At 50.1% G+C, this 23390-nt stretch carries 23 protein-coding genes; 14 read left to right on the top strand and 9 right to left on the bottom strand.

Annotation, left to right across the window (positions count from 1 at the left end; all coding sequences use genetic code 11):
• Positions 1–23 precede the first annotated feature (23 nt).
• Both znuB and znuC read right to left on the bottom strand, forming a co-directional pair.
• Positions 24–812 carry a zinc ABC transporter permease subunit ZnuB gene (gene znuB / locus BZG82_RS09370; RefSeq protein ID WP_077640809.1) on the bottom strand — a complete coding sequence of 263 codons (789 nt, stop codon included), beginning with the start codon at positions 810–812 and terminating at the stop codon, positions 24–26.
• A complete protein-coding gene (gene znuC / locus BZG82_RS09365) occupies positions 805–1572 on the bottom strand; it encodes a zinc ABC transporter ATP-binding protein ZnuC (protein WP_077640810.1) in 768 nt (255 codons plus the stop codon). The genes znuB and znuC overlap by 8 nt, the downstream gene beginning before the upstream one ends.
• Positions 1573–1653: 81 nt before the next feature.
• On the opposite strand from znuC, the gene znuA reads away from it, so the two are divergent.
• The 3 genes from znuA (at position 1654) to BZG82_RS09350 (ending at position 6699) form a co-directional block, all read left to right on the top strand.
• Positions 1654–2553 (top strand): zinc ABC transporter substrate-binding protein ZnuA, encoded by a 900-nt coding sequence (znuA, locus tag BZG82_RS09360; protein ID WP_077765703.1) that lies wholly within the window; start codon positions 1654–1656, stop codon positions 2551–2553.
• The gene (gene mepM, locus BZG82_RS09355; protein WP_077661741.1) at positions 2537–3874 is read left to right on the top strand and encodes a murein DD-endopeptidase MepM; all 1338 of its coding nucleotides are present in this window, start codon (positions 2537–2539) and stop codon (positions 3872–3874) included. The genes znuA and mepM overlap by 17 nt, the downstream gene beginning before the upstream one ends.
• A 116-nt stretch (positions 3875–3990) precedes the next feature.
• Complete coding sequence (locus BZG82_RS09350; RefSeq protein WP_077765702.1) at positions 3991–6699, top strand: AraC family transcriptional regulator; 2709 nt, start codon at positions 3991–3993, stop codon at positions 6697–6699.
• Positions 6700–7026: 327 nt separating this feature from the next.
• On the opposite strand, the gene BZG82_RS09345 is transcribed toward BZG82_RS09350, so the two are convergent.
• Positions 7027–7458, bottom strand: coding sequence for an HIT domain-containing protein (locus BZG82_RS09345; RefSeq protein WP_077661739.1), 432 nt, complete (start codon positions 7456–7458; stop codon positions 7027–7029).
• A 180-nt stretch (positions 7459–7638) separates the two neighbouring features.
• On the opposite strand from BZG82_RS09345, the gene BZG82_RS09340 reads away from it, so the two are divergent.
• A complete protein-coding gene (locus BZG82_RS09340; protein ID WP_077481167.1) occupies positions 7639–8241 on the top strand; it encodes a DUF924 family protein in 603 nt (200 codons plus the stop codon).
• Between the two features lie 63 nt (positions 8242–8304).
• On the opposite strand, the gene argS is transcribed toward BZG82_RS09340, so the two are convergent.
• Complete coding sequence (argS, locus tag BZG82_RS09335; protein WP_077765701.1) at positions 8305–10035, bottom strand: arginine--tRNA ligase; 1731 nt, start codon at positions 10033–10035, stop codon at positions 8305–8307.
• 281 nt (positions 10036–10316) lie between these two features.
• On the opposite strand from argS, the gene BZG82_RS09330 reads away from it, so the two are divergent.
• Positions 10317–10892, top strand: a complete 576-nt coding sequence (locus BZG82_RS09330) for a VOC family protein (RefSeq protein WP_158075995.1) — start codon at positions 10317–10319, stop codon at positions 10890–10892.
• 39 nt (positions 10893–10931) lie between these two features.
• Here BZG82_RS09330 and purU read toward each other — a convergent pair whose 3' ends face one another.
• Positions 10932–11765, bottom strand: a complete 834-nt coding sequence (gene purU, locus BZG82_RS09325; protein WP_077765699.1) for a formyltetrahydrofolate deformylase — start codon at positions 11763–11765, stop codon at positions 10932–10934.
• Between the two features lie 156 nt (positions 11766–11921).
• Between purU and BZG82_RS09320 the strand changes: the two genes are divergently transcribed.
• From BZG82_RS09320 to rnd, 7 genes are all read left to right on the top strand, one after another.
• Complete coding sequence (locus tag BZG82_RS09320; protein WP_077765698.1) at positions 11922–13886, top strand: ATP-dependent DNA helicase; 1965 nt, start codon at positions 11922–11924, stop codon at positions 13884–13886.
• Positions 13887–14582: a tRNA (adenosine(37)-N6)-threonylcarbamoyltransferase complex dimerization subunit type 1 TsaB gene (gene tsaB / locus BZG82_RS09315; protein ID WP_077481177.1), complete on the top strand. Its 696-nt coding sequence runs from the start codon at positions 13887–13889 to the stop codon at positions 14580–14582.
• Between the two features lie 40 nt (positions 14583–14622).
• A complete protein-coding gene (locus BZG82_RS09310) occupies positions 14623–14922 on the top strand; it encodes a hypothetical protein (protein WP_077481179.1) in 300 nt (99 codons plus the stop codon).
• A 22-nt stretch (positions 14923–14944) separates the two neighbouring features.
• On the top strand, positions 14945–15493 hold the full coding sequence (locus BZG82_RS09305; RefSeq protein WP_158011478.1) for a Slp family lipoprotein: 549 nt from the start codon (positions 14945–14947) through the stop codon (positions 15491–15493).
• Between the two features lie 3 nt (positions 15494–15496).
• Positions 15497–16441, top strand: coding sequence for an alpha/beta fold hydrolase (locus BZG82_RS09300; RefSeq protein ID WP_241825776.1), 945 nt, complete (start codon positions 15497–15499; stop codon positions 16439–16441).
• A 121-nt stretch (positions 16442–16562) separates the two neighbouring features.
• On the top strand, positions 16563–18254 hold the full coding sequence (gene fadD / locus BZG82_RS09295; RefSeq protein ID WP_069588781.1) for a long-chain-fatty-acid--CoA ligase FadD: 1692 nt from the start codon (positions 16563–16565) through the stop codon (positions 18252–18254).
• 86 nt (positions 18255–18340) lie between these two features.
• On the top strand, positions 18341–19477 hold the full coding sequence (gene rnd, locus BZG82_RS09290) for a ribonuclease D (RefSeq protein ID WP_077661731.1): 1137 nt from the start codon (positions 18341–18343) through the stop codon (positions 19475–19477).
• Between the two features lie 52 nt (positions 19478–19529).
• Here the strand turns inward: rnd and minE are convergent, their stop codons facing one another.
• The 3 genes from minE to minC are packed head-to-tail and all read right to left on the bottom strand — an operon-like array spanning position 19530 to position 21293.
• Complete coding sequence (gene minE / locus BZG82_RS09285) at positions 19530–19799, bottom strand: cell division topological specificity factor MinE (RefSeq protein WP_069588784.1); 270 nt, start codon at positions 19797–19799, stop codon at positions 19530–19532.
• A gap of 1 nt (position 19800) precedes the next feature.
• Entirely contained in the window at positions 19801–20613 is an 813-nt protein-coding gene (gene minD / locus BZG82_RS09280) for a septum site-determining protein MinD (RefSeq protein WP_077481185.1), read from the bottom strand.
• A gap of 17 nt (positions 20614–20630) precedes the next feature.
• Positions 20631–21293, bottom strand: a complete 663-nt coding sequence (minC, locus tag BZG82_RS09275; RefSeq protein WP_069588789.1) for a septum site-determining protein MinC — start codon at positions 21291–21293, stop codon at positions 20631–20633.
• Positions 21294–21567: 274 nt separating this feature from the next.
• Between minC and BZG82_RS09270 the strand changes: the two genes are divergently transcribed.
• Together BZG82_RS09270 and BZG82_RS09265 are read left to right on the top strand one after the other, a co-directional pair.
• Positions 21568–21843 (top strand): YcgL domain-containing protein, encoded by a 276-nt coding sequence (locus tag BZG82_RS09270; protein ID WP_069588792.1) that lies wholly within the window; start codon positions 21568–21570, stop codon positions 21841–21843.
• Between the two features lie 12 nt (positions 21844–21855).
• Positions 21856–22830, top strand: coding sequence for a lytic murein transglycosylase (locus BZG82_RS09265; protein ID WP_077765697.1), 975 nt, complete (start codon positions 21856–21858; stop codon positions 22828–22830).
• A 78-nt stretch (positions 22831–22908) separates the two neighbouring features.
• Here BZG82_RS09265 and BZG82_RS09260 read toward each other — a convergent pair whose 3' ends face one another.
• Positions 22909–23334 (bottom strand): H-NS family histone-like protein, encoded by a 426-nt coding sequence (locus BZG82_RS09260; protein ID WP_069588796.1) that lies wholly within the window; start codon positions 23332–23334, stop codon positions 22909–22911.
• Positions 23335–23390: the final 56 nt, after the last annotated feature.

Below are 23390 nucleotides of genomic sequence, written 5' to 3'. Positions count from 1 at the left end.
AAGCTAACCGTATGGATGAGTCGCTAGCGGCGCCGAATCGGGATCAGTTGGCTCAGCATAAATACGCCTGCCGCCGCAACTACGACCGATGGACCGGCTGGAGTATCGTAAAACCAAGAGCCCGCCATACCGAGAAAAACGGCGCCCATACCAATTAAACTCGCCAATGATGCCATTTGCTCGGGCGTGGCAGAGAGACGTCGCGCTGTCGCTGCGGGAATGATTAGCATCGACGTAATGATCAAGGCGCCGACAAATTTCATCGCCAGTGCAATCACAAGCCCGATAAGTAACATGAGCAGCAGCCGTAAGCGTTCCACATCAATGCCCTCAACTTGAGCCAACTCTTCGCTGACGGTCATTGAGAGTAAGGGCTCCCAGTAATAAGCCAACACAGCAAATGTGAAGCAAGCGCCAATTGCTAACCAAGTTAAATCGGTATAGGTCACGGCCAATAAGTCCCCAAACAGATACGCCATTAAATCCACACGTACTGTATCAAGAAAACTGACCGCGACGAGCCCTAACGATAAAGCACTGTGCGCCAAAATACCGAGCAGAGTATCAGTGGCGACTAAGTGCTGGCGCTGTAAACCAACCAGAACAATGGCAAGTAAAAGACAGGTTGCGATAAGCGCAAGATTAAGGTCAATTTGCAACAAAAAACCGACGGCGAGCCCAAGCAACGACGCATGGGCGAGGGTATCACCAAAATAGGCCATTCGACGCCATACCACAAAAGAGCCCAGTGGACCTGCAATGGCGGCAATCAGCACCCCTCCTAGAATAGGTGCCATTAAAAACTCAATCATGCTGGTGTTCCTGATGTTGGCAGCCATTAACAGGCTGTCCAGATAAATCGTGATCGTGATTATGATGGTGGTGATACAAAGCAAGCTGTTCGCTGGTTTGGCGACCGAACATCGCGACATAAGAGGGATGCTGAGAAATCGCATCTGGCGCCCCTGAGCAACACACATGGTGCTGCAAACAGATCACCTCATCGGTTTTCGCCATCACTAAATGCAGGTCGTGTGAGACCATCAAAACGGCGCAGCTGAGTGTGTCGCGTAGCGTCGCGATAAGGCTATACATTTCAAGCTGGCCGCTGACATCCACGCCTTGTACGGGTTCGTCCAGAACCAAAAGATCGGGAGATTTCAGGATCGCACGGGCAAGCAACACCCGCTGGGTTTCTCCGCCGGACAAGGTATGCATGTTAGAAAATTGCAGTGCGGCCGCATTGACGGTGCTTAGCGCTTGCGTAATTTGCGCGTTGGTGTAGCGCGTCCCCAAGCGGATAAACCGGTCGACCGTCAAGGGTAGTGTTTGGTTAAGCTGAAGCTTTTGTGGCACATAACCGATCTTTAATCCTTTTTTAAGCCTCACAGCGCCTTGGCTGGGTTTAACCAAGCCAATCAGTGTTTTTACAAGGGTGGATTTTCCCGCGCCATTAGGGCCAATCAATGTGGTGATATTGCCGCGTTTTAAGTCTAGCGACACATTATCCAGAACCTGGCGGCCGTTATAGGTCACCGTCACCGCATCGAGGGTGACTAGCGAGTCAGTCATAGTGAAAAAAGCATTGTGAATTGGAATTGTTATATTATAACATTTCGCATCGCTGATGAAACTGATTAATTGGGGTAAACCATGGGTGTGCGTGTTATTGGACTATTTTTTGCGCTGTTACTGGCCTTGCCAGCGCAGGCTGTCACTGTGATGACCACGATTAAGCCGGTGCAGCTGATTGCACAAGGGCTAGTGGCAGACGACGATACGGTCGAGGTGTTACTTCCGCCCGGCGCTTCACCACACGGCTACGCGCTAAAACCTTCTGATATTCGCAATTTGAAAGCGGCTGATTTGACAGTTTGGGTGGGACCGGAGCTTGAATTATTCTTGAGTAAACTGTTGCAAGAGCAGCCCAATGTATTAACCCTCACTCAAGTAGAGGGGATCCCGCTTCGTCATTATGACGGGGAAGCAGAGACCCATCATCATGGCCACGACCATGACCACCATGGTATTGACCCTCATATTTGGCTGGGCCCCGAGTCGGCACGTGTCGCAGCGCGGGCGATTACTCAAGCCTTGATAACAACTGCGCCCGAAAAGGCTGACCAATACCGCGCTAAATTAGCCATTTTTAACGCCCAGCTGGATGAGACAGTAACCGATATTCATGCGGCATTGGCGCAACGCCAGCAAAGTGGATATTTCGTATTTCATGATGCGTACGGTTACTTTGAACAAGCATTTGGTTTGAAGAAAACGGGCCACTTTACCGTTGATCCTAGCCAAAAACCGGGCGCAAAGACCCTAGTAACTATCCGGAGAGGATTGCTAAATCATGACGCGACCTGTATCTTCACCGAGCCGCAGTTTAATCCCTCACTGGTCGATGCTGTGACCCGAAACGATGACGTTACTGTGATTGCTTTGGATCCGTTGGCAACTGCTATTCGAGTTGCGCCTGATGGTTATCAGGTTTTTTTGAAAGATATGGGAAACCGCTTCGCACGTTGTTTAAAGCATGAAACTACTCACTAACTGGTTAGCCGCGACCGCTCGGCTACCTCGCCAGCACAAGCTGGCGCTCGCCTCATTATCGTTACTCGTTGCTGCCGCACTCATGTGGCAGCCACATCCTTTTAAACATCACGATGAACGTCGCTCATTGCCGCTAATCGATGAGCAACAGGCATCGATGCCGCTAGAAAACAGTGAGCCGATTGAAGTTGGTTTAGACGCTGATGATCCAGCACTGACAGTGCCTGAAGATGCTCTCGAGCAAGATATCACTTCAGAAGCGGCCCGCATTCACACCCACACGGTTGCCTCTGGTGATACCTTGGGCGCGATTTTTTCACAGTACGGCCTACCGCTACGTCAGATGTACCAGATCCTCGATGTGAATCAGAAAGCGGGCGATATTCGGCTTGGGCAAAAAATTGATTGGCAAGTTGATGATGAGGGGCAGCTATCCTCACTCACCGTCTATCAATCGATTAAATATCGGGATCAGTATGTCTTCGGTGCGGATGGGGTGAGCTACGAGCAACTTGAAACGACCGGAGTCTACGAGCAAGTCACTCTGTCGGGCCGCGTCACAAGTAGCTTTTACCAGCAAGCTCGACAAGCAGGATTGACGCCCAACCAAATTCAGAACTTAGTCTCAGCCTTACAATGGCGTTTTGACTTTGGCGCAGAATCCCATCGTGGGGATCGCTTTTCAGTATTGGTCAACAAAGAGTTTATCGATAATAAAGCGGTATCGTCTGGCGACGTGATGGCGATGCTTTATCAAGCGGGCGATCGAGATATCTTTGTCTACCGCCACACCGATGGTCGCTTTTACGATGAGCAGGGCCATAGTCTGGATCGTGCTTTGCGCCGTTTCCCAACCGCTAAGCGTTACCGTATCAGCTCGCCATTTGACCCACATCGTAAGCATCCGATCACCGGTCGCATTTCACCGCATAATGGCACCGATTTTGCCACCCCGGTGGGTACGCCCGTCTTGGCGGCAGGCGATGGGGTAGTGGTCAAAGCACGCAAGCACCCACTAGCCGGCAACTATGTCGTGATCAAACACGGTCGCGAATACTCGACCCGCTATTTGCATCTTCACCGTATTTTAGTGAAACCGGGTGATCACGTCTCTATGGGGCAAAAAATCGCATTGAGTGGCAACACTGGGCGCTCGACCGGACCTCATTTGCATTTTGAGCTGATTAAATATGGCCATCCAGTGAATGCGATGAAGGTTCCTTTACCTGAAGCGCATCCTGTACCGCGTAGCGAGCAGGACGACTTCAAGCGTCAAGCAAGACGCGCTCACCAGCAGCTGTCTCAAGTTCTGAACAGCTAATAAATCTCAAGAATGTGAGGCCTAGCTCACATTGAGGGTCGCAGGGTTCCATTTTGTTTGGTTACACAGGATGATACCCGTCTTAATTTTGCGACCCTTATTCCTCTCTTAGTTGCATGAAACGCCTTTTGCTCTGCCTGATTTGGGTAATTAGCACCTTTCTCTGTCTGCCTTTGCAGGCACATCATGGATTGGAAACCTCGTTCCAAGCCTATCCGGGCTTGCAGGCGGTCGCGAACGTGCGTGATATTGCCTACCAGCCGGGTGGAGGAGTGTGGCTGCTTAATCATCAAGGCGCGGTTGTCTTTTTTGACGGCCACCAAACCCACCCACTCAGTGATGTTCTCAGTCTGCCCGAAGAAAAAGTAACGGCGATTGCCTTTGCGCATGATGCCCTTTGGATGGCAGGGCAAAACTTTATTTATCGCTACCAATCGGGGCAGCATATTGTCACTCGTTATCGTCTGCCACAGACGGTGTTGGCGCGCCAAGCGGATGCACAATCCCGTCTTGCGACGATAGACGGTGAGCTTTGGCATATTAGTGACGGTCAACTCAGCCGTTATGTGGTGGAAGACAACAGCTTTTCTATTTGGCGCGCAGGACAATGGCAAGCCGAGTTAACTTGGATGACGAACGAGCATCGCTTGATTGCTATTGGTCAGGGGCTCTACCAAGTGGATGAACAAGGTATTCGCCAGATACATCGCTTCAATTCAGCGATAACTGCGGTCACAGGGCAAGACTCGAGGGCTTGGGTCAGCACCCAAAATGCGGTCTATTTACTTGCCCTCGATGAACACTCTGTGACGGGGCAACACATATTAACTCAGCAGGGTGGATTTAGTTTTCTCGCATCAGGCGCGGGAGGCGTTTGGGCCGCCAATGATCAAGGACTGTTTCTACTGTCACTCGATGGGAGTGCATCGCCGGTATGGACGCCGAGTCAGAGTGCAATTGATGGTTCAAGGGTGACATTTTTACGTGCCGACGTCGAAGGAGGGATTTGGTTTTCCACCGACCGATCTCTGCGTTATCGTGCTGCCGGGCAGCGCTGGATTGCGCATCATCATGGTCCCTTTCCACAAGCGATCACTCATGGTTTTTCTGAGGCGAGTGACCCGTGGCTGTTAAGAGGTCGTCATTGGCGCGATCTGAGTGGTCGTTGGTTGGCGCGTATGCCCGATCAAAACGGCGATAAGATCAAGAGTGCCGCACGAAAAGCGACCCAGTTGTGGTGGTCGACAGAAAATGGTGTGGCGGGCTTAGATACTCAAACAGGGGCGCGTTTAATACTCCCTGAACCTGTCGCTAACTTCGCCGCTGACCACTTGTATACTGATGCGGCAAGGACACTTTGGTTGGCAAAAGGGGCTCAGTTAATCCGCTACTGGCCGGATTCAGAGACGGTTGTGGACTACGGAACCGGATGGCAAGTGGACGAGGGTGACGTTGAAGGTTTTTATGATGATGGTCGCGGTAGTGTTTGGATCCGGCAGCAGCAAGGTTTGACGCGTTATCGAGATGGACAGTTTCAGGCGATTCGATTACCTGTTTCTCTCCTGCCACTGTCTGATTTGTATACCGATGAACGGGGCCGCCTTTGGCTAGCCAGTGCGCAAGGCATTTATCAGTATGACCATACCACGCCGGATACAGTGTCGGCGGCCTACCTGTCGTTAAACAATGAGCAGTTTCATTGTATTACCGGGAACAAAGACGGTGTTTGGGCATACAGCAACCAAGCCATCGTCCATATCGCGCCAAGAGGTGTCGTACGGACATTCAGATTACCCTCGCCAATGGGACAGGTGGAGTGTCGAGTATCCAACCCGCATCAGCTGACCATTTTTTCCGGCGCTGAACGCTTTGTGATTAATACCGATCAACTTGCGTTCTCACTACGAAAACCGCCGAAGGTTGTGATTGGCGCGGTATGGCAACAGGATAGGCGTTGGCGTATTGCACCTCGCCAGCAAACGTCCATGACATTGCTGGAAAATAATCCGACCCAACTTGAGTGGGGAAGTTGGCCACCCGAGCGACAGGTCAGTCGTGTCCACTACCAGTTGATTGCTAAGCGTCATCCGGGGAACCCAATGGCCGGCCAGCTTGCCGCATGGCAACAAACCAGCAGCGATACGATTACGCTGGCGAATATGGCAGGGGGAGAGTATCAGCTGCGCATTGCCATTCCTCGCGATGGTGCCTCGCATACCGTATTAAATCTTGATATCTCTCTTCCCATGTTGCCACACATGATGAGTGGGGCCGTTCTTGCTGTTTTCGTGAGTATTGTGTTGTTAGCGGTTGGATTAGCGTTTAAACAGCGCTATCAGGCTAAGCAACAAAGCAAGCGTCTTCAACAAATTCACACAACACAGCCAGTTTTTGATCCCATCGCGGCTCAGCCTGAAGCGGTTGTCGTCACTATGAAGGGGCATCACGCTAAACGCCGTGCTCAGTGTCAACAGCTGCGCTCAGCATGGATCTCGCGTTTTATGCAAGCGGTAGAAAGCGGCTTTACCCATCCTGACTTTTCTACTCATGAGCTGGCTGCTGCGTTGGCCATGTCGGAGCGGAACTTACAACGCAAATGCCGCCAGTATTTTCACATCACGGTCACCAGCTATATCACTCAAAAGCGATTGACCCATGCGAGCGGGCTGTTAAAACAAGGGATGAGTATTACTGAGACCGCCGAAGCGTGTGGCTATCGTGATCCAGCGTACTTCAGTCAGCGGTTTAAAGGATACTTTGGTGTGAGCCCCTCACAGTATCGTGATCGCATCCTCCCTCAAGCACTCACTAGCCCAGCCGATTAAATCTGCTACGCCAGTAAGGAATATGCATGCCTGCACATATCTGGCAGCGACTGGTATTGGAATTTATATAAAGGAAAAAGGAACGTGGTATGACCGGGGAGACCATACCACGGGTGTCAACGACACCTTCGCTTGCTGCCGGGGGCGGAGCGGACACTCCACCCGGTTGAAAAGGTTATGAAAGAGTCACTAATGTAGCCTGTGTGGGTCAGGAAGAGTTAGGAGAATTCCGCCATCTTTCGTTAAAAGTGCAATCACTCTTAAGTGTCTGAAATTTATGTTTTTTATTGCTACGCTTTTCCATTTTGACGAAAATAACGAAGCGTTTTATGCCGGATTGACATCCAATCCATCTGGCATCAACGTGGTTCGTAGGGTTTGAATCAGAGCAGTTTGTTTATCATTAGCGCGAGGGCCCACATTAAGATGTCCCCAGATAGGATTCGGCCACACACTATCGGTTTGGAAGCGTGCGACATGATGGACATGAAGTTGTGGCACGAGGTTGCCGATCGCCGCGATGTTGAGCTTATCGGGGCGGAAACAGTGTTCCAAACATTGCGAGACAGCAGCCGACTCTCGCCATAGCTGTTGCTGATCCTCATCACTGAGGTGATGCACTTCGTGGATATGGTTTTTGCGTGGGATGAGGATTAGCCAAGGGCCAAAATCTGCATGGGCAAGACGTAATTGGCATAAATCAAAGTCGCCCACGTAGGCACTATCTGCAGCGAGGCGATCATGAAGAGAAAAAGACATGGTGGCTCCTTAATGAAATGTATTGCTCTAGCTTACATCACAACTTGCTGACGGGTCACAAAGTACCGATGAGATTGTTTGATTTGAACCGGGGACAACCAAAACCAAGTACGCTTGAATAGAGAAGAATATTGAATGACTTGATCGTGAGAGCGGTTAAGGTTGCGGGTAGGAGGCAAGATGCACTATCAAGAAGTCCTTTCGTTTTGGTTTGGTCAAAGCGCTGAGCAAGTGCCGGCGCCAGAGTGCAATGCGTTGTGGTTTGGTGGCAATCCAGAAACCGATGAACAGATTCGAGCAATGTTTCAAACATGGGTTAGCGCGGCGGGAGCGGGAGAATTAAATGCGTGGGCGCAGACCCCACAAGGCCGCCTTGCATTGATTATCTTGCTGGACCAATTCCCACGCAATTTATACCGAGGGTTAGCGGCGGCGTATCGTTATGATGCATTAGCATTAGCCATTTGTAAGGCTGGGTTAGCGAAAGGGGATGATCAGGCACTGACGCCTTTACAGCGTGTTTTCTTTTACATGCCGCTCGAGCACGCAGAGGGAGAAGACGATCAGCAAGAAGCTCTGTTTCGCTTCAATCAACTTCGGCAAGCGGTTGAACCAGAGAATCAAGCTTGGTTTGAACAATGCTACGATTATGCGCGTCAGCATTATGACATTATCGAGGCCTTTGGCCGTTTTCCACATCGCAATGCCGTTATGGGACGCTTATCCACCCCTGAGGAGCGGCTTTGGCTAAGCGAAACCGAACAGCGTTTCGGGCAAGGCTAACCATTAAAAAGCCCACCGGTTAAGGTGGGCTTGCATATCAGCTATCGGTCGAATAAGGCCACGTTACATGCGCTCAAGGGTATTGATACCCAGTAGCGCAAGACCTTGTTTGATCGTTTTTGCTGTCAGTGCTGCCATACGCAGACGACTTTGACGGGTTTGACCTTCAGCCAATAGAATTGGGCACGCTTCATAGAAGCTAGAGAAAAGTCCCGCCAAATCGAACAAGTAGCTACACATCAGGTGTGGTTGGCCTTCGCGAGCAACAGACTTAACCGCTTCTTCGAATTGCAATAGCTTGGCAACCAATGCTTTTTCTTTCTCATGCTCAATGACCATTTCACCCCCTAGTGCATCACGGTCAACGCCTGACTTTGCAAACACAGAAGCAACACGGGTGTAGGCGTACTGCATATAAGGCGCTGTATTGCCCTCAAATGCCAGCATATGATCCCAGTCGAAGATGTAGTCCGTGGTGCGGTGCTTAGACAGGTCCGCATATTTCACCGCCGCCATTGCGACTGTGGTAGAGATTTCACGCTGCTCAGCTTCATCCATGTCTGGATTTTTCTTGGCGATCAGTGCCTTGGCACGGGTTTCAGCTTCGTCGAGTAAGTCAGCAAGACGAACGGTGCCACCAGCACGCGTTTTAAATGGCTTGCCATCTTTGCCAAGCATCATACCAAACGCATGGTGCTCGAGGCTGACAGAATCAGGCACGTAACCAGCTTTACGCACAATGGTCCAAGCTTGCATCAGGTGCTGATGCTGGCGTGAGTCAATAAAATACAAGACGCGATCGGCATTGAAATGCTCGTAGCGGTATTTGGCACAGGCAATGTCGGTGGTGGTGTACAAAAAGCCACCATCACGCTTTTGAATGATCACACCCATAGGCTCACCGTCTTTGTTCTTGTATTCATCCAAGAACACGACTTGTGCACCGTCATCTTCAACAGCAATGCCTTTCGCTTTTAAGTCTTCGACGATGCCCGGCAGCATGTCGTTATAAAGGCTTTCACCCATGACGTCTTTGTCAGTCAATGACACATTAAGACGGTCGTAGTTACGTTGGTTTTGTTCCAACGTCACTTTCACTAATTTTTCCCATTTTTCTTTGCAGTACGCATCACCACGCTGAAGACGCACTACATACTGACGTGCGGTGGCAGCAAACTCTTCGTCTTCGTCGTAACGGCGCTTGGACTCACGATAGAAGTTTTCAATATCGCCAAGTTCCATCGAGATGTCATCACCGCGAGATTCATGCAGTTCCAAGTTGGCAATCAACATACCAAATTGCGTGCCCCAGTCGCCGAGATGGTTGGCGCGGGTGACCTTATGGCCTAGAAATTCCAAGGTGCGAACAACGGCATCACCAATGATGGTTGAACGCAGGTGGCCCACGTGCATTTCTTTGGCAACGTTTGGTGCCGAGTAATCGACCACAATGTTTTGCGCCGCTTCCGTAGCGACACCTAATCGCGCATCCGCGAGCGCTTGGTCTGCTTGCTTCGCCAGCCATTGGTCATTTAAGAAAATGTTGATAAAACCAGGGCCAGCGATTTCGGTTTTACTGACCATATCGCCAAGGTCGAGGGCATCCAGTACTTTTTGTGCGAACTCGCGAGGGTTACATCCTAATTTTTTTGCTGCGCCCATCACGCCGTTGGCCTGATAATCACCAAATTGAGGTTTAGCAGACTGACGTACCGCCGCCGGTGTGCCTTCAGGCGCACCAGCCGCAACCATGGCGGCAGAAACTTTCTCGTTAAGAAGACTTTGAATATTCACTTGCTTACCTTTACTACTAACCGGGCCGATTGTTAACTGCCCGTTGTGTGGGCTTCCAGCTTACAGATACAAGAATCCGCCAACACTGCACTGAGCCTTGGGCGTACAAGCACAGTGTTGGCGGGATGCTGTATTGTTGCGAACCGTGGCGTCAACTGACGCGGGTAAACCCTAATGATACCCATAAACTAGCAGGGGTTGGCAATAGTTATTCACCGTCAACACTGATATCTTTACGCGCTGAAATGAAACGGGCGACGTTTAACCTTAAAGAGGTCACTATGCATGATGCCACGAACCTAACTACCCTGATGCGAGATAAAGCAGCTTTTGCAGATAAAATCAATCAGTTGCTTGACTTGCTAGCGATCGATTGCTCGGGGCTGACACTGGATCACGTCGCGATACGCACCCACGAGGTTGCGGTAACCGCATCTTTGGCCAGTGAGCTCGCGTCGCAAGGTAAGTTGTGCTCTGAGGCGATCGTCAATGGTCGGCCAATCCACATTTATGCACTCGACCAAGCATTAACCATTGGTCAATGGCAAACGCATTGGGTTGAGCTTCCGTTTCCTAGCCACAAACGCTATCCGCGGCAAAGCTGGGAGCATGTTGAGTTTGTGCTGCCCTGCGCTAACCCTGATATGGTAGGACTTGAGCAAGCATTGCAGCGAGCGTTTCCAGGCATATTTGAACGCGCGGAACAGCAACATGCCATCACGGTGAAGAGCAGCGAACCTTGTGTTAAAGGCGAGCGGTTACCTAATCCGACCATCGCCTTTAAGTATCAAGATGTTTGCGTGAAGTTTCACCCTTTTCCGCTGGCTGAGATTATTGCAAGCGAGGCCAGTGACTAAGCACTGGCGTCGTAAGGCTGTCTAGGGGGCGATAAGTGATTATAGGATCACGGTTTTATTGCCGTGAACAAATACCTTGTCATCCACTACTCGGGCGATCGCTTTGCTCAGCACGCTTTTTTCCACATCACGTCCGGCTTTGGCCATATCTTGTGCACTAAAACTGTGATCAACATGAATCACATCTTGACCAATAATAGGGCCTTCATCCAAGTCGTTGGTAACAAAGTGAGCGGTCGCACCAATGATTTTGACACCACGCTCAAAAGCCTGATGATAGGGGCGTGCGCCAATAAATGCTGGCAAGAAGCTATGGTGAATATTAATGATTCTGTGTGGATATTGCGCGACAAAGTCTGGCGTGAGCACGCGCATATACTTGGCCAGTATGATGTAGTCGGGTTGGTACGGCTGGATTGCCTTTAACATTGCCTGCTCGTGTGCTTCACGCGATAAATCTTGATGGCAAATATGGTGGAACGGAATATCGAAGCGCTCAGTCAGCGTCTGTAGCTTGTCATAGTTTCCCACCACGGCAGCAATCTCGATATCCAAAGAGCCATCGTAGGCTTTCATTAAAATGTCGCCTAAACAGTGCGATTCTTTGGTCACCATGATCACAACGCGCTTTCGTCGTGAGCTGATAAGCTGACGGTGACTTCCAGCAGGAAGCGCTTGGTCGAGATCTAACAACAGCGTGTGGTCATTAAAAATCCCTTCCAATTCGGTGCGCATGTAAAATCGACCCGTGGCATTGTCGACATATTCGCGATTATGGACGATGTTGAGTTGGTGCTTGTAACAAATATTGGTGATCTTGGCGATCAGGCCTTGGGCATCGGGACAATCCGTGAGTAATGTTTTTCGTTCCATGTTGATGTTATGTTGCTTAATAGTCCTTCGGTTTTACCCTGTCTACACCCCAAGGTCAAAGTGAATTTATCCTGTTAGCCGAACATCCGAGGGGAAGTGGTTTCATCCTCTTGGGGGCTTTGGCATAATGCCCGCTTTCCCCTGTGTATTTATCCAATGATCCGAAAGGTTTTCTCTGATGCCGGTGCGCTGGCAAAAGCAATTGATGGCTTTGTGCCTCGACAGCCGCAAACCGATATGGCGATGGCGGTCGATGCCGCGATCCGCGAGCAAGGACAGTTGGTGGTCGAGGCCGGTACAGGAACAGGGAAAACGTATGCCTATCTTGCCCCTGTATTGTTGAGTGGTAAAAAAGCCATCATCAGCACGGGCTCAAAGAACCTGCAAGAGCAGCTTTATCATCGCGATTTACCCTTGATGAAATCGGCGTTGGGGTTCACTGGTACCACGGCGCTGTTGAAAGGGCGAGTAAACTATTTATGCCCCGAGCGTTTGAGTCGTCAAATCAGTGAGTGTCATCGTCCAGATAGCGATCCGAGCCAACTAAGCCAACTGGTCAAAATCCGCGAATGGTCTTCGTATACAGAATCGGGGGATTTGAGTGAATGTGACGCGTTGGCGGAAGACAGTCCGCTCATTCCTGTGATCACGTCGACCAACGACAATTGTCTTGGCAAAGACTGTCCAAGCTATGAAGACTGCTATGTGGTCAAGGCGCGCCGTCGTGCGATGGAGGCGGATGTAGTGGTCGTGAACCACCATTTGTTCTTGGCTGATGTGGCGATCAAAGAAACTGGGTTTGGGGAATTGATCCCAGATGCGGATATCATGGTGTTCGATGAAGCGCATCAATTACCTGATATTGCCAGCCAATATTTCGGTCAGTCGCTGTCTAGTCGCCAGTTACAAGACGCTGCGAAAGACATCCACATTGCTTATCGTACGGAATTGCGTGATACCCGACAGTTGGAAAAAGTCGCCGATCGTTTATCGCAAGCGGCGATGGATATGCGTTTAGTGATGGGAGAGCCCGGCTTTCGTGGCAATTGGCGAGAGCTTCAAGCCTCACCGGCTGTCGAGAAAGAATTAGTACGCTTAACCGATGCACTGGAGTTGGCCCATGACGTGGTCAAACTGTCACTGGGTCGCAGCCAACTATTGGATGCGGCGTTTGATCGCATCACCTTGTTTAAGGCACGTTTATCGCGACTGCGTGATACGTCGATCACAGGCTATTCGTACTGGTATGAGTGTACGCGCCATCACTTCAGCCTCAATATTACGCCGCTCTCGGTGGCCGATCGTTTCCGCGAACAAATGAATGAACAAGGTGGGGCATGGATTTTTACCTCGGCGACACTCGCCGTGGAAGGTGACTTTAGCCACTTTAGTCATCGACTTGGCATTTCAGCACAACAGCAGATGACATTAGAAAGCCCCTTTGACTACCCCTCACAAGCGCGACTGTGTGTGCCACGCCATGTGCCTGAAACCAATAGCTATCGGCGAGCCGATAAGCTGGCAACCTTGTTGGGGCCTGTGATTGAGCGCAACCAAGGGCGCTGCTTCTTTTTATGTACGTCGCATCAAATGGTGCGAGATCTAACGGCGTTGTTTCGCGGCCAGCTCGAGATCCCGGTACTGATGCAAGGCGAAATGCCTAAACAGCGCCTGTTGGCAGAATATTTATCACTGGGGAACGCGTTGCTGGTGGCAACCGGCGCGTTTTGGGAAGGGATAGATGTGCGTGGGCAGGCACTCAGTTGCGTGATCATCGACAAATTGCCGTTTGCCTCACCCGATGATCCTTTACTTAAAGCGCGTATTGAAGATTGTAAGTTGCAAGGCGGTGACCCTTTCTCGCAAGTGCAGATACCAGAAGCGGTAATTACGCTCAAGCAAGGGGTCGGGCGTTTGATTCGTGACAAGCGCGATCAAGGCGCGTTGATCATTTGTGATAACCGCTTAGTGACGCGCCCTTATGGCGCCACCTTTTTGCGCAGCTTACCGCCCATACCGCGCACGCGCGATCTAAATAATATTGACGACTTTTTGTCAGCCATTAATGCTGACCATACCGATGCAGATGTGACTGCATTGCAATCACCGATTGAGGGTTAAATGACGCTAAAAATGCTTGCCGTGGATACGGCCACGGAAAACTGCTCTGTTGCGCTGTCTATCGGCGATCAGATGATGGTGCGCAGTGACATTGCGCCGCGTGAACACACCAATAAAATCTTACCCATGGTCGATGAGGTACTCGCGGAGGCGGGCGTATCACTCACGCAACTCGATGCTCTCGCCTTTGGTCGCGGTCCAGGTAGCTTCACTGGCGTGCGAATTGGCATTGGGATTGCACAAGGTTTAGCGTTTGGTGCTGATTTACCCGTGCTGGGCGTATCGACGCTAGCGGCGATGGCAGAGCAAGCGCACCGCACTCATGGCACGACGCAAGTACTCACGGCGATTGATGCGCGAATGGGAGAGCTATACTTTGCCCAGTATCAACGTCAAGAAAATGGCGATTGGCTTGCGTTGGCTGATGAAGCGGTTGTCGCGCCTGACGCATTACGTCTTGAATCGACCGATGGTACGTGGGCACTGGCGGGAACCGGCTGGCCTGCCTATCCTGAATTAGCGAAAGGGTTGGATCTGACCACCACGGAATCGGGCGTGTTGTATCCACAAGCACAAGACATGCTGGCTATCGCTAAACACGCCTACCAGCGTGGTGAGGCTGTCGCCGCTGAGCTCGCGACGCCCACCTACTTGCGTGACAAGGTCACGTGGAAGAAGCTCCCCGGACGCGAGTAAGAGTCTGTTTGGGTCGGTTTGCCTCGCATAGGAAGCAAGTATGGTATCGATTAACGGAATTCCTTCTTCACCGCCTAACCGGCCGAATCAAACGCGGCGCCCTTCATCCTCGGAGAAAGCGTCGCGTAAACAAACCCCGCAAACGAGCCAAGTTGCCAAGGCAGTGCGGCAAAAGGTGCAACACGTCTCTGTCTCAGAGGCAGAGCAAGCTAAACAACATATTCAGTATGATTTACCCGATGGCCGCGGTCGTCAGGCGATGTCGTCTTACTTAGCGGTGCTTAACCATGCGCGGCGAGAGGAACTGCTGAACCTCGTCGGGGTCGATATCTATGTATGACGTCGAGAGAGGAGTACGTGTGATGAAGTTAATACCAATCGGATTGCTGATGATCGGGGCGCTACTGTTAACCGGTTGCAGCACCTTGCCTGACAGTTTAAAAGGTCGTATGGATCAGCCGGTAACTGAGTACTCGGTCGTAGCCAGTATGACCGCAGCCAATCAGGGTGAAGAAGTGCGCATGGGCGGTATGATTGCCAGTGTTGAAAACCGCGAAGCGGACTCGGTGGTCGAAATCGTCGCGTTGCCTACCTCGAGTGCTGGACGTCCCGATATAGGTGCGTCATCACTGGGTCGATTTAAGGCGGTTTTTAGCGGCTTTGTCGATCCTGCAGACTATGCGAAAGGGCGTCCTATTACGGTATTGGGTGAGTTTGTTGAGCAGCAAATGGGTAAAGTCGGGGACTATGAGTATGCCTACCCTGTGTTGTCAGTCAAAGGGCACCAGCTGTGGAACATTGAGCAAAAGGTTATCGATGACGATCGCCCCTATTGTTATGGGCTATATTGCTCGCGCGTTCGGGTAGGTGTCGGGACTGGTCGAGTTCAAAGCGTGATCACTTTACCCTAACCAATGATGCATACCCCACTGTCGGCGCAACTTGATGAGGCACTTCAAGCAAATCCAGCGATGATCGGCTTGTCGAGTGGATTAGAACCACTCATACTCTCACTGGCCTCAACGCGTGTCGCGGGAGCTGCCCGTCCGGCGGCAAGCGGTGCGCCTACTTTGGTCATGCTTCACGGTTGGCAAGATAACCTAGCCAGTTTTCATGCTCTGGTGCCTTATTTACCCAGCGAGTGGGGATTATTATTGTTTGATTGGCCCGGACACGGTCTGTCAGAACATAAACCGGGCGATTACTATTACCCCTTCTACGATTACTTGGATGATTTACACCAAGTGCTTCATCAACAGCGCTTCTCCGGCCCATTGATCTTGGTCGGTCACTCACTCGGTGGGCTGGTGGCGAGTTGCTATGCCGCTGCTTTTCCAGACCGCATTGCTGCACTGGTAATGATAGAAGCACTCGGCCCGATGGCTGAACCTGCTCAACAGATAACCAACCGATTGGCGAAAAGTCTTGATCAACGCTTAAAGCAGCGTCAAAAGCGCCAACGCTACTTTGATTCTGCATTTCAGGCGCTACAATTACGCGCGTCCATCAATAAAGTGGCGGCTGAACCGCTTTTGCCATTAGTCGCTCGCGGGTTGATGGAGACTCCTCAAGGTATCACTTGGCGACACGATCCTCATTTGCGCGGGGATGCGCTTTACCGGATGTCGCCCGCGCATTGTGAATCGATTATCCGGGCAATTCACTGTCCTGCTCTCGCCATTCGAGGAACGGATGGCTATCCTGCATTGCGTTCGCAGGATGCTCAGCAACGGATGCATGGGTTTCGCCAATTACAGGTGGTGGACCTGCCAGGTACGCATCACTGTCACCTTCAACAACCGCAACAGGCTGCATCGTGGGTAACAGATTTTGTGACCAAAATTCAAACGCGCACTTAAAATGCTCGTGTAAAAATAATGTTAACGCTATGGTGGACGGGTTAAACACCTGTTTGAATAGAATCTCGCGTCGATCGAAGCGGGCAGTATAGCCTGCAAGCTAACACATAGGAGAAAGCCAGTGGAAAAGGTTTGGCTTAATCGTTACCCGTCGGATGTGCCGGCGGAAATAGATCCAGATGCCCATCGCTCTTTGATTGAGATGTTTGAACACTCAGTGCAAAAGTTCGCTGACCAAACAGCCTTTATTAACATGGGCCAGGTCATGACCTTCCGAAAGCTCGAAGAGCGTAGCCGTGCATTTGCGGCGTATCTGCAAAACGAGCTGAAATTACAAAAAGGCGATCGTGTGGCGATCATGATGCCGAATTTGCTGCAGTATCCGATTGCGTTGTTCGGTATTTTGCGAGCGGGCTGTGTGGCGGTTAACGTCAACCCTTTATATACGCCGCGAGAGTTAGAGCATCAGTTGACTGACTCAGGTGCGAAAGCGATTGTGATTGTCAGCAACTTTGCTCACACCTTGGAAAAGGTGGTAGAGAATACACCCGTTAAGCACGTGATCCTTACGAGTTTGGGAGACCAGCTCCCTCGTGCGAAAGGCACGTTAGTGAACTTTGTGGTCAAGTACGTCAAGAAAATGGTACCGAAATACCATTTGCCGGACGCAACGTCGATGCGTAATGCGCTCCGCCGTGGCCGCCGTATGCAGTATGTAAAGCCTTTCTTAAAAGGTGATGATGTCGCTTTCCTCCAGTACACGGGTGGTACCACTGGATTGGCGAAAGGCGCTATCTTGACGCACCGCAACATGTTGGCCAACGTCTACCAAGCGAAAGGCACTTATCAACCGGTGCTAAATGTGGGCGAAGAGTTGGTAGTGACCGCGCTACCGCTTTATCACGTGTTTGCCCTAACCGTAAACTGCCTGCTGTTTATTGAAATGGGTGGACAGAACCTGTTGATCACCAACCCGCGTGATATTCCGGGCTTTATCAAAGAGCTACAAAAATATCCATTTACAGCGATTACAGGGGTGAACACCCTCTTTAACGCTTTGCTACACAACGAAGATTTTCATGAGTTAGATTTCTCCAACCTGCGCCTCACCGTCGGTGGCGGCATGGCAGTACAACGTGCTGTCGCAGAAAGCTGGAAAAAACTGACCGGTAAGCACCTCCTAGAAGGCTATGGCTTAACCGAGTGCTCACCGCTTGTGGCGGCGTATCCTTATGACTTGCGTGATTACAACGGGTCGATCGGTTTGCCCGTCCCATCTACGGAAGTCCGTATTGTGGATGAAAATCGTGAAGATGTCGCCGATAACCAACCGGGCGAATTGTTGGTGCGTGGTCCGCAAGTGATGCAAGGTTATTGGAACCGACCAGAGGCGACGCGTGAAAGTATCGATGAAGACGGTTGGTTGGCAACCGGTGATGTGGTGCAGTTTGATGATGACGGCTTCTTACACATTGTCGATCGTAAAAAAGACATGATCCTTGTATCAGGCTTTAACGTCTATCCCAATGAAGTGGAAGATGTGGTCGCCCTGCATGATAAGGTATTGGAAGTCGCCGCGATTGGTCAGCCAGACGAAAACTCAGGCGAAGTCGTTAAGATTTGTGTGGTGAAAAAGGATCCGTCGCTGACCCGTGATGATCTTATAGCGCACTGCCGTAAGCATTTGACCGGTTATAAAGTGCCTCGCGTGGTTGAATTCCGCGATGAGCTACCGAAAACCAATGTAGGTAAAATCTTGCGCCGTGAGTTACGCGATGAAGCCCCTAAGGCGCCGCAAAAAGCGTCTGCTTGATGCGCGCTGCCCGCGAAAAGGGTAAACTGGAGCGTAACGAATCACGAAATGCCGGCATTGCCGGCATTTTCTTTATAGGCTAACTTGTGAATTATCAACAAATCACATCACATCAACAACTTGTCGACGTATGCGCAAAAATGCGCCAGAAACCCGCTGTGATGGTCGATACCGAATTTGTGCGTACCCGTACGTTTTACGCGCAACTTGGGTTGGTGCAATTGTATGATGGTGAGCAACTTGTACTCATCGATCCGATTGAAATCGAGGATCTTTCCCCGTTGTGGGCATTGCTGGTTGACACCAATGTCACCAAAGTATTGCATGCCAGTAGTGAAGACTTAGATGTGTTCCAACACTATGCTGGTACCTTACCCACCCCTATGGTTGATACCCAGCTGATGGCTGCTTTTTTAGGGCACGGTGTATCAGAAGGGTTTGCGAGTTTGGTAAATACCTATGTGGGAGTGGCGCTTGATAAAGGCGAATCACGCACTGATTGGTGTGCGCGCCCACTAACCGATAAGCAAAAGCATTATGCGGCGGCGGATGTGTATTATTTGATGCCTCTGTACCAAGCGCTTGAGAAAGCCTTGGCAAAAACACAGTGGCAAGCGGCGTTGCAAGAAGAATGTACCCGCTTATGTGACAAAAAGCGCCAACCCAAAGAGGATTCGCTGGCATATCTTGATATTAAATACGCGTGGCAGCTGCAGCCGAATCAATTGGCGGTGCTCCAATCGCTTGCAAAGTGGCGCGCGAAAGAAGCACGACGTCGCGATATCGCGCTTAATTTCATAGTGAAAGAGCTTCACCTTTGGAAAATGGCGCGATTTGGAATTCGTAGCGTTGAGCAAATGCAAGCGCATGATTTTGATAAATTTGAGATTCGCTATCATGCCCAAACTTTGATCACGCTGGCGAAGCAAGCTGAGAAGCTTCCTAAAGCGAAGTGGCCACAACCCATCACGCGTTTAGTCGATGAGCCGGGTTACAAAGCCGTGATTAAGACGCTCAAAGAAAGCGTTCAACAGTGTGCGGATGAGCTGGGTTTTGTACCGGAGTTTATTGGCTCAAAGAAGCAATTGAATCAGCTGATCAGTTGGGTATGGCGAGAGCATAAAGCGGAAGACAAACGCCCAGACCTCGCACAAGGGTGGCGATATACTCTGATTGGCAAGCGCCTGATAGAGATGATTCCCAGTGCGCCAGTGACGCATTAAAAAAGCGGTGCTCAGCACCGCTTTTCTACAATCAGCGAACGAGGCTCACGCTTTAGCTCTCTTTCCCTTCTTCGGGCAAAGTCACATTTAACTCTAACACGGAAAGATCGTCGTCCCCTTGCTCGAGGCTCACGGAGACTTGCTCGGGACCGATATCCACATATTTACGGATCACATCTAAGATATCCTGCTTGAGCTGTGGCAAATAGGTTGGGGCAGGGCTATCTGCACTGCGTCGCTCCGCAACAATGATTTGCAGGCGCTCTTTTGCAATGTTGGCGGATTTTTTCTTGGCTGGCCGAAAGAACTCTAGCAATGCCACATTAGCCTCCAAATAAGCGTTTTAGAAAACCTTTGCGCTCTTCCTCAATAAAGCGGAATGGGCGCTCTTCGCCAAGCAATCTTGCAATGGCATCTTCATACGCTTGTCCCGCATCCGATTCTTGATCGAGAACCACGGGCTCGCCTTTGTTTGAGGCATGCAGTACTGACTGGCTTTCTGGGATGACCCCTAACAGTGGAATACGTAAGATTTCCTCAACATCCGACACACTGAGCATCTCGCCGTTGGTCACGCGGCTTGGGTTATAACGGGTGAGGAGCAAGTGGTGCTTAACCGGTTCCTCACCGTTTTCGGCGCGGCGAGATTTTGAATCGAGAATGCCCAGAATCCGATCAGAATCGCGCACCGAAGAGACTTCAGGATTGGTCGTGACGATGGCTTCGTCGGCAAAATAAAGAGCCATGAGGGCGCCAGCTTCGATACCCGCAGGCGAATCGCAGATGATGTATTCAAACCCAATCTCATCCATCTCTTTTAACACCCGTTCGACGCCCTCTTTGGTGAGTGCATCTTTATCACGAGTTTGTGAGGCTGGAAGAATAAATAGATTTTCAACCCGTTTGTCTTTGATCAGCGCCTGATTGAGGTTGGCTTCACCGTTGATCACGTTGACAAAGTCATACACCACGCGGCGCTCACATCCCATAATTAAATCGAGATTACGAAGACCAATATCAAAATCAATCACTGCGGTTTTTTTGCCAGCCATGGCAAGTCCCGTCGCGAGTGCTGCACTCGACGTGGTTTTACCAACACCGCCTTTACCGGAGGTAATTACAATAATTCGTGCCATTCCTCGTCCTTATTCTGTTATAGCGTGAGGGGGTCTATTTGTAAGCTTTCTTGATTGAGCGAGACCATGACGGGTCGCTCAATAAATTCAGATGGAATTTTGTCGCTTAGCCAGTAGCTACCGGCTACTGACAATAATTCTGATTGTAAATTCTGGCAATAAATACGCGCTTGTTGCTGGCCGCTGGCGCCGGCAATGGCTCTGCCGCGCAGCACGCCATAGATATGAATACTGCCATCAGCAATGACTTCCGCCCCGGCACTGACATGATTCAATACCACCAAGTCAGCATTTTTGGCATAGATTTGCTGTCCCGATCGTACCGGGTTCGTGACTACTTTAGTGGGGGTTTGAATCGGATCGGCAACACGAGATTGCTTGCTCGATTTGAGTACAGCAAGCCCCACCGATTTGGCTTGCTGGCGGGTATCGTTATGCGTGACGCCAGTAAGGCCGACTAAAATCATCCCAGTTTCACTTAAGCAGTGCTTTAAAGCGGTGAGATCTGGGCATAGCTTTAAACGGCTGACATCCGCCACCACAGGCGCGCCTTCAAAAAATGCGGGGGCTTGAGAAACCTTATCAGCCAAAATGGCGGCCGCTTCAGTAAAATTGTCATCCACAAGATGAAGAACAGACAAAGTAAAAGTTGAGCCTTTCAACTCCGGGTGTTTGTGCATGTTGTTTGATTCCGGTTATATCGTTGAAACGCGAGTCAGACGCGCATTATCAGACGTTGGATAGCATGGTATATTCACAGCATCGATGCGGCAAGCAGGGTTTGATATTCGGCGGACATTGCCCCCTAATTTTGGCGATTTCTTGTCATGGTGCGCGATGTGAGCCGCGTTTAGTGAGCATTGTGTGACACATTTTGCGGCAAAGCCTAACAAACCTTAACTCGTCGATGACACTATTTCGCCATCGTTATGGCATGCTGATGAGGACATTGAGATGTATTGCGCAATTTATCGTAGCAAAAAGAAAGAAGGCACCTATCTTTATGTACCGGGGAGAGATAAATTCGATGATGTGCCAGAAGCATTAATGAACAGTTTTGGACAACCAGAGTTTGCCATGATGATTGATCTCGGTAAGCGAGAAAAACTTGCGGTTGTTGATATTGAGAAAGTGAAACAAAGTCTGCAAAACGAAGGGTTCTTTCTACAATTACCACCGCCACCGGATGCGGCGTTGCAGGCTATCCGAAACAAGAATGAAAAATTGTAATTAGGGAAGCGTATGCGCAAAGGTTTGATTTCAGCATTGGTTGCAGCCTCAGTTTTTACCTCGGGGCCGCTATTTGCAAAAGAAGGGTTTGATCAGTACGTCGAATCATTGAAAGAGGAAGCGCGTCAAGCAGGGATTGATGACGATATACTGGCACGCGCGTTTGCTGGCATTGAGTATCATGAACGGGCGGTCAGTGCCGATCGAAATCAACCTGAGCGGCGTTTAACCTTGGATGAATACATTCCCCGCGCCGTACCGGATTGGAAAGTCGATCAGGCGAAAGCGCTGTATAAAAAACATTATGCGGCGCTAAAAAAAGTCGGTGAGGAATATCAGGTTCAGCCTCGTTTCATTGTAGCCTTGTGGGGCGTGGAAAGTAATTTTGGCAAACTGCAAGGCAACTACAATGTTATCGAAGCACTGGCCACATTGGCTTATGATGGGCGTCGAGAAACCTTTTTCCGCCAACAAACAATGGCAGCACTGACCATATTGCAAGAAGGGCATATTGCGCCTGAAAACATGAAAGGTTCATGGGCCGGTGCAATGGGGCAAAGCCAGTTTATGCCGACGTCTTTCCTTCATTATGCGGTTGATGGGAACCAAGATGGTAAAAAAGATATTTGGCAAACGGAAGCTGATGTCTTTGCTTCTGCGGCGAACTATCTAAAACAAGCTGGCTGGGACGATACGTACACATGGGGACGCCAAGTTAAATTACCAAAGCATATAGATAGGAATAAACTTGGTGTCGAAAGTAATAAGGCGCTGTCATTGAATCAATGGCAAGCATTAGGTGTAACGCGTCTTAATGGCCAAGCGTTGCCGAATGTCGATATTCAAGCTTGGTTGATTCAGCCTGATGATGAACTTGGACGAGCTTATTTGGTTTATAACAATTATCAAAGCTTGTTGAAATGGAACCGTTCGCACTACTTTGCGTTAGCAGTCAGTCATTTGGCAGACCGGATAAAGTTTGGTTAATGGATGATGACAGAGTTTTACGAATCAGATAAAAAAAAGAGGCCGTCCGGCCTCTTTTTTTATCTTTATGTGCAACACTTAGGCTTGTTGGCCAGGGATCAAGAAGTCTTCTAATTTCGCGCTACCATTTTCGGTTGCTTCACGGATCACTTTCGGCATACGACCTTGACCGGTCCATGTTTTTACCGAGCCGTCGCTATCAGTGTATTGATATTTAGCAGGGCGTGCCGCGCGCTTGCCTGTTGATTTAGACTTGCTTGCACCACCTAATAATTTCATGAGTTCATCAGGTTCAATACCATCGGCGATTAACATCTCACGGTATTTTTCTAGTTTCGCTAGGCGTGCTTTTTCTTCTTCTTGCGCTTGACGCTCAATCTCTTCACGTTCTTCAACGACGGTTTGCAGCTTTTCTAACGCTTCTTTAAGTTGCTCGGCGGTCATTTCTTTCGCGACAGCACGTAAGCTGCGTAGGTTAAGTAACGCTTTCATTGCATCAGACATTATTGGGTTCCTATTTGATTTATATGTTAATTGAACGGATGGTAACAGTATAAGTG

Origin of the sequence: Salinivibrio sp. PR5, from assembly GCF_001996085.1 — a bacterium.
In the GTDB taxonomy this organism is placed as follows: domain Bacteria; phylum Pseudomonadota; class Gammaproteobacteria; order Enterobacterales; family Vibrionaceae; genus Salinivibrio; species Salinivibrio proteolyticus.
The sequence above is the reverse complement of the archived record's forward strand: the minus strand, read 5'-3'. Positions and strand labels throughout refer to the sequence as shown.